The sequence below is a fragment of the Streptomyces boetiae genome, from assembly GCF_031845405.1.
Lineage (GTDB): Bacteria > Actinomycetota > Actinomycetes > Streptomycetales > Streptomycetaceae > Streptomyces > Streptomyces boetiae.
In genome coordinates this window covers 23,596-32,910 of record NZ_JAVREN010000057.1, presented here as the reverse complement: position 1 = coordinate 32,910, position 9,315 = coordinate 23,596, and the positions used below count along the sequence as shown (strand labels likewise).

Below are 9,315 nucleotides of genomic sequence, written 5' to 3'. Positions count from 1 at the left end.
CCGCCGCCCGCCGCGGCCCGGGTGCAGGCGCCCCCGCCGGCCCCGGCGCCCGCCCCCGCCGCCCCGCCGCCGCCCGCGCCCGCGGCCCCCGCCCCGGCGGCGCCCCCGCCCGCCGCGGCCCCGGTGCGGCTGAGCAAGCTCACGCTCACCAAGGAGGCGCCCTCCGTCTCCCTGTCCAAGCAGGGCGCCACCTCCGGCCGCATCCACATCAACCTGAACTGGCAGCAGCGCGACGCCCAGCCCCAGAAGCAGGGCGGGGGGAGCGGCTGGCGCGAGCGGCTGACCAAGGCCCTCAGCGGCGGGCTCGACCTCGACCTCGGCGCCCTCTTCGAGCTGAGCGACGGCCGCAAGGGCGCCGTCCAGGCCCTCGGCAACGCCTTCGGCTCCCTGAACCAGCCGCCCTACATCCACCTCGACGGCGACGACCGCACCGGCGCGCTGGCCCAGGGCGAGAACATGACGATCAACCTGGACCACGCCCGCGAGCTGCGGCGCGTCGTGATCTTCGTGACGATCTACTCCGGCGCCGCCAGCTTCCAGGGCATCGCCGCCACGGTCACCCTCACCCCCGAGCAGGGCGCACCCATCGAGTTCCACCTCGACGAGTGCACCGTGCCCTCCACCGTCTGCGCCCTGGCCCTGATCACCAACCACAACGGCGACCTCGTCGTCCAGCGCGAGGCCCGGTACCTGGTGCCCGAGCGCGGCGTCAGCCCGCAGCGCACCGTCGACTACGCCTACGGCTTCGGCATGCAGTGGAGCCCGGGCCGCAAATGAGGATCGCCCTGCTCGACTCCGGCCTCGGCCTGCTGCCGGCCGCCGCGGCGCTGCGACGGCTGCGGCCCGACGCCTCGCTGGTTCTGTCCACCGACCCCGAGGGCATGCCCTGGGGGCCGCGCACGCCCGAGGGCATCACCGCGCGGGCGCTGGGCTGCGCCCGCGCGGCGACGGGAACCGGCCGCCCCGACGCCCTGGTCGTCGCCTGCAACACCGCCTCCGTGTACGCCCTGCCCGCCCTGCGCGCCGAGCTGGAGCCGGGCGTTCCGGTCGTCGGCACCGTCCCGGCCGTCAAGCCCGCCGCCTCCGCCGGCGGCCCCTTCGCCGTCTGGGCCACCCCCGCCACCACCGGCAGCCCCTACCAGCGGCGGCTGATCGGCGAGTTCGCGGACGCCGAGCGCGCCACGGCCGTTCCCTGCCACGGGCTGGCCGAGGCCGTGGAGCGCGCCGACGAGGAGGCCCTGGAGGCGGCCGTGGGCGCCGCCGCCGGCCTCACCCCGCCGGAGGCCGCCACGGTCGTCCTCGGCTGCACCCACTACGAGCTGGTCGCCGGCCGCATCCGCGAGCGGCTGACCGCCCGCACCGGCCGCCCCGTCACCCTGCTCGGGACCGCCGAGGCGGTCGCCGCCCAGGCCCTGCGCCGCACCGGGCTCACCCCCCGCCCCGGCGCCCCGGGCACCGGCGCCCTGACCGTCCTGGCGAGCGGGCGGCCCGCCGCGCTGCCCCCGGCCGCCCTTGCCTACGAGGAGGGGCGGCTGCTGGCCGCCGTGGCCGCGTAGGCTTTCCCATATGGCTACTCCCGGGTTCATCCGCGAGCTGCGCGGTGCCATCGGCCACGACCTGCTCTTCCTCCCCGGCGTCTCCGCCGTCGTCCTGGACGACGGCGGCCGGGTGCTCCTCGGCCGCAGAGCCGACGACGGCCGCTGGTCGCTGATCGGCGGCATCCCCGAGCCCGGCGAGCAGCCGGCCGACACGGCCGTCCGCGAGGTGTTCGAGGAGACGGCGGTGCACTGCGTCCCCGAACGCGTCCTGCTGGTGCAGACGCTGGAGCCCGTGCGCTACCCCAACGGCGACAACTGCCAGTACCTCGACATCTGCCTGCGCTGCCGGGCGGTCGGCGGCGAGGCCCGCGTCAACGACGACGAATCCCTGGACGTCGGCTGGTTCGCGCCCGACGCGCTGCCCCCGCTGCGGGAGTTCGCCCTGACGCGGATCGCCCTGGCCACCGCCGACCGGCCCACCTGGTTCGCCCCGCCCGGCACCACCGGCCACGACAGCCGCGCGGGAGCGTCCCGGCCCTAGGGCCCCGTCAGGGCAGCTTGCGGACGGTGTACGCCTCGCCCGCCGCCGCCGCGACGGCCTCCAGGTCCGCCCCGGCGGAGGCCAGCACCAGCGCGGCCACCGCTCCCTCCAGGAACGGCGCGTCCACCAGCCGCGTCCCGGGCGGCAGTCCGCCGTCCTCCAGCAGCGCCCGCACCGTCAGCACCGCGCTGCCCAGGTCGGCCAGGACCGCGACCCCCGCGCCCCGGTCGGCCTGCCGCGCGGCGGCGGCGATCAGCTCGGCGCTGGTGCCGAGCCCGCCGTCCGCGGTGCCGCCCGCCGCCGCCACCGGGGCGTGGTCGCCGCCGCCGGCCAGCCCGGCCGCCAGCCGCGCCACCGCCTCCGCGACCTCCCGGCTGTGCGAGACCAGCACGATCCCGACCGGACCCGCGCCCGTCGCCTCAGCCATCGCCGCCCGCCCCTCCTCGGCCCCGCCCGCCCGGGCCAGCGCGGCGAACAGCAGGGCCGTGGAGGCCGCGCCCGGGTCCATGTGGCCCTCGCTGCGCGCGCCCAGGTAGCTGGCGCGGCCCTTGCGGGCGCGCAGCGGGACCGTGGCCCGGGCGCCCGCCTCGGCGGCGCGGGCCGCCGCCGCCAGGTCGGGCAGCGCCTCAACGGCCGGCCGCAGCGCGTCCACCATCGTCTTGTCCCCCGGCGCCGCCCCGCCCAGCGCGCACACCGCGTCCACGCCCGCGCCCAGCGCCCGCCGCAGGTCCTCGCCCCCCGCCTCGGGCGCGTCCCCCAGCTCCTTCCCGGCGGCCCGCAGCAGCGTTCCGTACAGCGGGCCCGAGGCGCCGCCGACCGTGGAGATCAGCGTCCGCCCGGCCGCCCGCAGCGCCGCGCCGGGGGAGGGCGGCGGCTCGCCCTCCAGGGCCGCGGCGACGGCGGCCAGGCCGCGGCGGAGGTTGCTGCCGTGGTCCGCGTCGCCGATCGCGGAGTCCAGCTCCGTCAGCCGCCCGGCCTCCCGGTCCACGGACGCCGCGGCCTCCGCCAGCCAGCGCCGCACGAGCACCGCGTCCACGCCGCCGCCCGCCCCGGCGTTCAACGGCCCCACCGCAGCGCCGCGGTGCTCACCGGGGCATCCCACAGCCGCAGCGTCTCCTCGTCCGCCTCGCACAGCGTCACCGAGCACCCGGCCATGTCCAGCGAGGTGACGTAGTTGCCGACGAGGGTGCGGGCCACGGCCACCCGCCGCTCCCGCAGGGCCCGTTGCACCTCCGCGCTGAACCCGTACAGCTCCAGCAGCGGCGTCGCGCCCATGCCGTTGACCAGGAGCAGCACGGGCGCGGCCGGGCGCAGGTCCTCCACCAGCGCCTCCACCGCGTAGTCCGCGATCTCGCCCGAGGTCATGCTGCCGCGCCGCTCGCGGCCCGGCTCGCCGTGGATGCCGATGCCCAGCTCCAGCTGCCCGGCCGGGAGGTCGAACGTCGGCCCGCCCTTGGCGGGCGTGGAGGGCGCCCCGAGCGCGACGCCGAAGCTGCGCGAGCGCTCCGCCGCCCGCCGCGCGACCTCCGCCACCCGCTCCAGCGGCGCGCCCGCCTCGGCCACGGCCCCTGCCAGCTTCTCCACGAACAGCGTGCCGCCGGTGCCGCGCCGCCCGGCCGTGTAGGTGCTGTCGGTGACGGCCACGTCGTCGGCCACCAGCACCCGCGCGACCCTCACGCCCTCCTCCTCGGCCAGCTCGGAGGCCATCTCGAAATTCAGGACGTCCCCCGTGTAGTTCTTGACCACGAAGAGCACGCCCGCGCCGCTGTCCACGGCCGCCGCGGCGCGCACCATCTGGTCCGGAACGGGGGAGGTGAAGACCTCGCCGGGGCAGGCGGCGTCCAGCATGCCGGGGCCGACGAAGCCGCCGTGCAGCGGCTCGTGGCCGCTGCCGCCGCCGGAGACCAGGGCCACCTTGCCCGCCACGGGGGCGTCCCGCCGCACGATCACCCGGCGCTCGACGTCGACCACCAGCTCGGGGTGGGCCCCGGCCATCCCGCGCAGGGCGTCCGCGACCACCCGCTCCGGGACGTTGATCAGCATCCTCACGCCTGAGCCCCCTCGGCCGCGGTCTCCTCGACCGTGATCTCCACGCGCGAGGGGTAGAACGCCAGGCGTCCGGCGATCTCCGCGACCGCCGGACAGGGGGCGTCGTAGCTCCAGGCGGCGTCGGCGATCTCGCCGTCGGGGGTCAGCACGGCCCAGTGGCCCGCCTCGCCCTTGTAGGGGCAGTAGGTGCGGGTCTCCGTGCGCCGCAGGAGGGCGGGGTCCATGGCCCCGGGCGGGAGGTAGTGGACGGGCGGGTAGTGGGCCTCGCGCAGCACCAGGGCGTCGGTGGTCTCCGCCAGGACGCGGCCGTGGGCGCGGACGGTGACCCGCGCGCGGGCGGGCTCCGTGGTGATGGGGTGGTCGGGTCCGGGGATGCGCGTCTCGCGGGTCATGGGCGTTCCTCTCCCGTCTGGCGGCCGGTCACCCGGACATTCTGCGCCTCCCGGGCCCGCGCCGCACCGGGCGCGCGGGCGGCGGCCGTTCAGGAGGCGCGGCGGCCCCCGGTCCCGGCCGCGCCGGCGAGGGCCTCGGCGAGCTGGGCGCGGTTCATCCGGGAACGGCCGGGGACGCCCGCCTCGCCCGCGCGGCGGTAGAGCTCGTCCCGGCTCAGGGCGGACAGGTCCTCCTCGGGGGCGGGCTCGCGGGCGCCCTTCGGGGCGGCGCGCCGCTCGTCTCTTCCGCCGTTCGCGCCCTTCCGGCCCTTCGTGCCCTTCCCGCGCCGGTCCTTCCCGCGCCGGTCCTTCCCGCGCCGGTCCTTCCCGTCCTTCCGTCCCCGCGTCCGTCCGGCCCGCCGCTCCTGCGCCCCCTCGCCGCCCGGGGCCTGGGCCCGGCCCACGCTGCGGCGGAGGGCGTCCATCAGGTCCACGACGTTGGTCGCCTCGGGCGGGCCGGCCTCCGAGACGACCTCCTCGCCCCGGCGCTTGGCGTCCACCAGCTCCCGCACGCGCTCCTCGTAGGTGTCGTGGAAGGCCTCGGGGCGCCAGTCCACGCTCAGCGCGTCGATGAGCTGCCGGGCGGTGCTCAGCTCCCGCTCCCCGGCGCCGGTGCGCTCCGGCAGCGGCGCCAGCTCCTGCCGGGGGTCGCGCACCTCGTCCGCCCAGTGCAGGGTGTGCAGGACCAGCACCTCGGACTGGGCGCGCACAGCCGTCAGGTACTCCTTGTTGCGCATCACGAAGGTGGCCACGCCCGCCTTGTCCGCCTCGGCCAGCGCCTGCCGCAGCAGCTCGTACACCTCGCCGTACTCCTCGCCGCGCGGCGCCAGGTAGTACGTGCGGGCGAAGTACACCGGCTCCACGTCCGCCAGGTCCACGAAGCCGCGCACGTCGATCACGCGGGAGGTGCCCGGGGCGATCCGGTCCAGCTCCTCCGGCTCGACCACCACGTAGTCCCCGCCGCCCAGGTCGTAGCCCTTGACGATGTCGGCGGAGGCGACCTCCTCGCCGGTGCGCTCGTTGACCCGCCGGTAGCGCACCCGGTCGGCGGTGCCCCGCTGCACCTGCCGGAAGTGCACCGTGTGGTCCTCGGTCGCGGTGTACAGCCCCACCGGGACCGTCACGAGGCCGAAGGTCAGCACCCCGCTCCAGATCGGTCGCGCCATCCCGGGCCTCCCGTCACTCCGCCGCCGCGCCCCGGCGCGCGTCCTCGTCCCCGAGCCGCCGGGCCCGGGCCTGCGTGTCCCGGGCGCGGCGGCGCGCCTCGCGCACCGCCCGGTCCGCCCGCCTGGCCCGGTCCTCCGCCTCCCGGCGGCCGGCCCCGGCCTCGCGCTCGGCGGCCTCGGCGCGCCGCAGCTCCCCGGCCAGCCGCCCGGCCTCCTCGCGGGCCCCGTCCTGCCGGCGCCCGGCCTCCCCGGCCTCCGCCTCCCGCTCGGACAGCCGCCGCGTGCGTTCCTCCAGCTCGGCCCCGGCCTCGCCGGCGGCGCGCCGGGCCCGGTCCAGGCGCGCCCGGCGGCGGTCCCCGCGGTCCTCGCGGCGCCGCGCCGCCTCGCGCGGCCGGGCGCCGGGACCGGCGTCCGCGGTCGCCCCGGACAGGTCCCCGCCCAGGTCCCCCGGCGGCGGCAGCGGGCGCACCAGCCGGCCGGTGGCCCAGGCCCGGGCGGCGTCCGGGTCGGCCAGGACCGCGCGCAGCGTCTGCTCCACCTCGCGCCGGGCCTCCTCGCCGATCGGGCGGCCCGCCTCGGCCGCCAGCCGCCCGGCCTGGGCGGAGAGCGCGCCGATCACCTGTCCCTGGCGGGAGGCCAGCTCCCGCAGCCGGTCGCCGTCCAGCCTCTCCTGGGCCTCGCGCAGCCCGTCGCCCAGCTCGGCGAGCCGGCCGGCCTCCTCGGGCAGGCCGCGGACCAGCAGGTTGCTCGCCCAGGCGGCCAGGGTGGGGCGGCGCAGGCCGCCGACCCGGTCGGCCAGCGGGCGGTCCCCGGCCTCGCGCGCCTCCCGGGCGCGCCGGTTCCGCGCGGCGGTGAACTCACCGGGGCGCAGCCCGTACAGCTCGTCGGCGATGGACTCCAGGTCCACTGCGCACCCCTTCCCCCGGTCGCCGGACGCGGACGAGTCGATCCTCGCCCGGCCCCGGCGCCCGTGCGGGCCGTGCGGGCCCGTCCGGGTGAACGCCCGGCCGCGGGCACGGGGGAAACGGCCGGGGCTGGGGAGGGGAAACGCCCCGGGCGGGCCGCGCGGGCAGAAGGCCCCGGGGCGCGGAAGACCCGAGGGGCGGGCCCGGCCGGGGGCCCGGGCCGTGCCGCTCAGGCCGCCCGGGGCCGGCCCCGCGCGCCGGCGCGGGCCGCGCGCTCGGCGCGGACCCTCCGCTTCAGCTCGATCCGCGCGGCCACCACGCCGCCGGGCAGCGTCTCCCAGAACGGGTGCCCCGCGATGTACAGCGACAACTCCTGGAGCCTGGCGTGCAGCCTGCGCTCCCGCTCCCCGTCGTCCACGGCCCCGCCGGGGTCCCCGGCGGGGCGGGCGGGCAGGCGGGCCAGCCGCTCGTCGAGGTCGTACCACGCGTGCTGGGCGGCGATCAGGTCCTGGGGAAAGCGGCTGGTGTCCACCCCTCAATAGTACGTTCGTTCGAATCGAATGGCTGCCCGGCGCACCGACGGAGCGTGACCCCGCGCACCCGCGCGCCTACAATTTCCGCCAATTGGCATGGGAACGTCCCCGCCTGACGGTCATACTGGTGACCGCGAGGGGGCGGGGACACCGGGCTTGGCCGACGGGGGGCGGGACGCGGACGATGGCGGACGGCGCGCTGATCCAGAGTCGTTACCAGCTGCTCGAACTCATCGGGCGCGGCGGCATGGGGGAGGTCTGGCGGGCGCGGGACGAGTCGCTGGGCCGGCCGGTGGCCGTCAAGTGCCTCAACCCGCTGGGCTCCCGGCAGGAGGAGCCCTTCCTGCGCGCCCTGCGCGAGCGCTTCCGCCGCGAGGCCAGGGTCGCCGCAGGGCTCCAGCACCGCGGGGTCACCGTCGTGCACGACTTCGGCGAGTCCGAGGGCGTCCTCTTCCTGGTCATGGAGCTGCTGGACGGGCACAACCTCAGCCAGCTCCTGACCGCCCGCGGCTCCGAGCCGCTGCCGGCCGCCGAGGTCGTGGACATCGCCGAGCAGGTGGCCGCCGCACTCGCCTACACCCACCGCCAGGGCATCATCCACCGCGACCTCAAGCCCGCCAACGTGATGCGCCTGGCCGACGGCACGGTCAAGATCTGCGACTTCGGCATCGCCCGGCTGGCGGAGGACATCGGGCTCAGCGCCAAGCTGACCGGCGCCGGCATGGCCATGGGCACCCCGCACTACATGTCCCCCGAGCAGATCGCCGGAACGCCCCTGGACCACCGCAGCGACCTCTACTCCTTCGGCTGCGTCCTCTACGAGATCGCCACCGGCGCCCCGCCGTTCGACCTCGGGGACCCCTGGGCCATCCTCATCGGGCACCGGGACACCCCGCCCGAGCCCCCGCGCGCCCACCGCCCCGACCTGCCGCCGGAGCTGGAGGAGTTCATCCTCGCGCTGCTCGCCAAGCACCCCGACGACCGCCCCGAGGACGCCGTCGGCCACGCCCGCCGCCTGGCCGCCCTCACCGCCGCCCCGCCGGCCCCGCTCGCCCCGGCCGGCCCCTACCCCGCGCCCGGCCCCCACGGCACGGACGGCTCCGGGCTCCCCGGCGGCCCCCGCCCGCCGCGCCGGGGCACCGCCGCGGGGCTGCCCCGGGTTCCCGTGCCCCGCCCGCCCGAGCGGCTGCCCGACTGGACCCGCGGCATGCGCGCCGGATCCCGCGCCAGCGGCTCCTGGCCGCTGCGCCCGCCGCCCCCCGACCGCTCCGCGGGGCTGACCGGCCAGTGGACGGGCCTGCCCGGCCGCCCCGACCCAGCCGCCCAGGGCCACACCGCGCTGGCCCAGCTCCCGGCCGAAGGCGCGGGCCCCGCCCCGGAGTTCCTCGCCGTCCTGGCCAGCCGGCACCGCGCCGGCGAGAGCCTGGGCCGCCTGGGGCGATGGGCCGAGGCCCACGAGGTCCACGCCGCGCTCGCCTCCACGCGCGCCCGCGCCCTCGGCGAGGAGCACCCCGACACCCTCCTCAGCCGCCACGAGACCGCCTACGCCCTGGGGCGCCTGGGCCGCTGGGAGGAGGCCCTGGACCTCTTCGGGCGCGTGGCCGCCGCCCGCGAGCGCGTCCTGGGCCCCGCCCACCCCGACACCCTCGGCACGCGCTACCAGACCGGCATCGCCCTGGGCCGCCTCGGGCTGCGCGAGGAGGCCCTGGACCTGTACGGCACGCTCGTCGTCGCCTGGACCCGCGCCGAGGGCCCCGCCCACCCCGAGACCCTGCGCGCCCGGCACGCCCGCGGCATCACCCTGGGGCGCCTGGGCCGCTGGGAGGAGGCCCTGTCCGAGGCCCGCGAGGTGTACGCACTGCGCGCCCGCGTGCTCAGCCCGGGGCACCCCGACACCCTGGTCAGCCGCCGCGAGATCGCCGTCGCCCTCGGCTGGCTCGAACGCTGGGAGGAGGCCCTGGCCGAGTACCGCGAGGTGCGCACCGCCCGCGAGCGGGTCCTGGGCCCCGGCCACCCGGACGCCCTGGCCAGCCGCAACGACGAGGCCCACTGCCTGGAGCAGCTGGGCCGTGCCGGGGAGGCCGTCGAGCTGTACCGGCAGGTGGCCGAGCTGCGCGACGGCACGGCGCCCGAGGGGTGAACGCGCCCACGT

At 78.5% G+C, this 9,315-nt stretch carries 10 protein-coding genes and 1 pseudogene; 4 read left to right on the top strand and 7 right to left on the bottom strand.

Features of this window, described 5'->3' with window-relative positions; genetic code table 11:
• From RM780_RS24915 to RM780_RS24905, 3 genes are all read left to right on the top strand, one after another.
• The coding region (locus tag RM780_RS24915; RefSeq protein WP_449657205.1) for a TerD family protein at window positions 1-777 on the top strand (777 nt) is incomplete at its 5' end.
• A complete protein-coding gene (locus tag RM780_RS24910; protein WP_311633137.1) occupies window positions 774-1,556 on the top strand; it encodes a glutamate racemase in 783 nt (260 codons plus the stop codon). The genes RM780_RS24915 and RM780_RS24910, both read left to right, overlap by 4 nt.
• A gap of 10 nt (window positions 1,557-1,566) precedes the next feature.
• A complete protein-coding gene (locus RM780_RS24905) occupies window positions 1,567-2,079 on the top strand; it encodes an NUDIX hydrolase (RefSeq protein ID WP_311633136.1) in 513 nt (170 codons plus the stop codon).
• Between the two features lie 7 nt (window positions 2,080-2,086).
• Here the strand turns inward: RM780_RS24905 and RM780_RS24900 are convergent, their stop codons facing one another.
• The 7 genes and pseudogenes from RM780_RS24900 to RM780_RS24870 form a co-directional block, all read right to left on the bottom strand.
• Window positions 2,087-2,506, bottom strand: a complete 420-nt coding sequence (locus RM780_RS24900; protein ID WP_311633140.1) for a PTS-dependent dihydroxyacetone kinase phosphotransferase subunit DhaM — start codon at window positions 2,504-2,506, stop codon at window positions 2,087-2,089.
• A 21-nt stretch (window positions 2,507-2,527) separates the two neighbouring features.
• Window positions 2,528-3,139: pseudogene (gene dhaL / locus RM780_RS24895) on the bottom strand (dihydroxyacetone kinase subunit DhaL); the annotation flags it as partial.
• Window positions 3,136-4,128 carry a dihydroxyacetone kinase subunit DhaK gene (dhaK, locus tag RM780_RS24890; protein WP_311633135.1) on the bottom strand — a complete coding sequence of 331 codons (993 nt, stop codon included), beginning with the start codon at window positions 4,126-4,128 and terminating at the stop codon, window positions 3,136-3,138. The pseudogene dhaL and the gene dhaK, both read right to left, overlap by 4 nt.
• A complete protein-coding gene (locus tag RM780_RS24885) occupies window positions 4,125-4,520 on the bottom strand; it encodes a DUF427 domain-containing protein (RefSeq protein WP_311633134.1) in 396 nt (131 codons plus the stop codon). The genes dhaK and RM780_RS24885 overlap by 4 nt, the downstream gene beginning before the upstream one ends.
• Window positions 4,521-4,609: 89 nt before the next feature.
• Window positions 4,610-5,725 carry a non-homologous end joining protein Ku gene (ku, locus tag RM780_RS24880; RefSeq protein ID WP_311633133.1) on the bottom strand — a complete coding sequence of 372 codons (1,116 nt, stop codon included), beginning with the start codon at window positions 5,723-5,725 and terminating at the stop codon, window positions 4,610-4,612.
• A 13-nt stretch (window positions 5,726-5,738) separates the two neighbouring features.
• On the bottom strand, window positions 5,739-6,632 hold the full coding sequence (locus tag RM780_RS24875; protein ID WP_311633132.1) for a hypothetical protein: 894 nt from the start codon (window positions 6,630-6,632) through the stop codon (window positions 5,739-5,741).
• A gap of 227 nt (window positions 6,633-6,859) precedes the next feature.
• Window positions 6,860-7,162: a hypothetical protein gene (locus RM780_RS24870; RefSeq protein WP_311633131.1), complete on the bottom strand. Its 303-nt coding sequence runs from the start codon at window positions 7,160-7,162 to the stop codon at window positions 6,860-6,862.
• A 185-nt stretch (window positions 7,163-7,347) separates the two neighbouring features.
• Here RM780_RS24870 and RM780_RS24865 point away from each other — a divergent pair, with 185 nt between their 5' ends.
• Window positions 7,348-9,303 carry a serine/threonine-protein kinase gene (locus tag RM780_RS24865; protein WP_311633130.1) on the top strand — a complete coding sequence of 652 codons (1,956 nt, stop codon included), beginning with the start codon at window positions 7,348-7,350 and terminating at the stop codon, window positions 9,301-9,303.
• The last annotated feature ends 12 nt before the right edge of the window (window positions 9,304-9,315 follow it).

What these genes read in the sequence shown, in the direction of transcription:
- RM780_RS24910 (WP_311633137.1), top strand. Translation starts at nt 774, where the DNA reads ATGAGGATCGCCCTGCTCGACTCCGGCCTCGGCCTGCTGCCGGCCGCC.
- RM780_RS24905 (WP_311633136.1), top strand. Translation starts at nt 1,567, where the DNA reads ATGGCTACTCCCGGGTTCATCCGCGAGCTGCGCGGTGCCATCGGCCAC.
- RM780_RS24900 (WP_311633140.1), bottom strand. Translation starts at nt 2,506, where the DNA reads ATGGCTGAGGCGACGGGCGCGGGTCCGGTCGGGATCGTGCTGGTCTCG.
- RM780_RS24885 (WP_311633134.1), bottom strand. Translation starts at nt 4,520, where the DNA reads ATGACCCGCGAGACGCGCATCCCCGGACCCGACCACCCCATCACCACG.
- ku (WP_311633133.1), bottom strand. Translation starts at nt 5,725, where the DNA reads ATGGCGCGACCGATCTGGAGCGGGGTGCTGACCTTCGGCCTCGTGACG.
- RM780_RS24865 (WP_311633130.1), top strand. Translation starts at nt 7,348, where the DNA reads ATGGCGGACGGCGCGCTGATCCAGAGTCGTTACCAGCTGCTCGAACTC.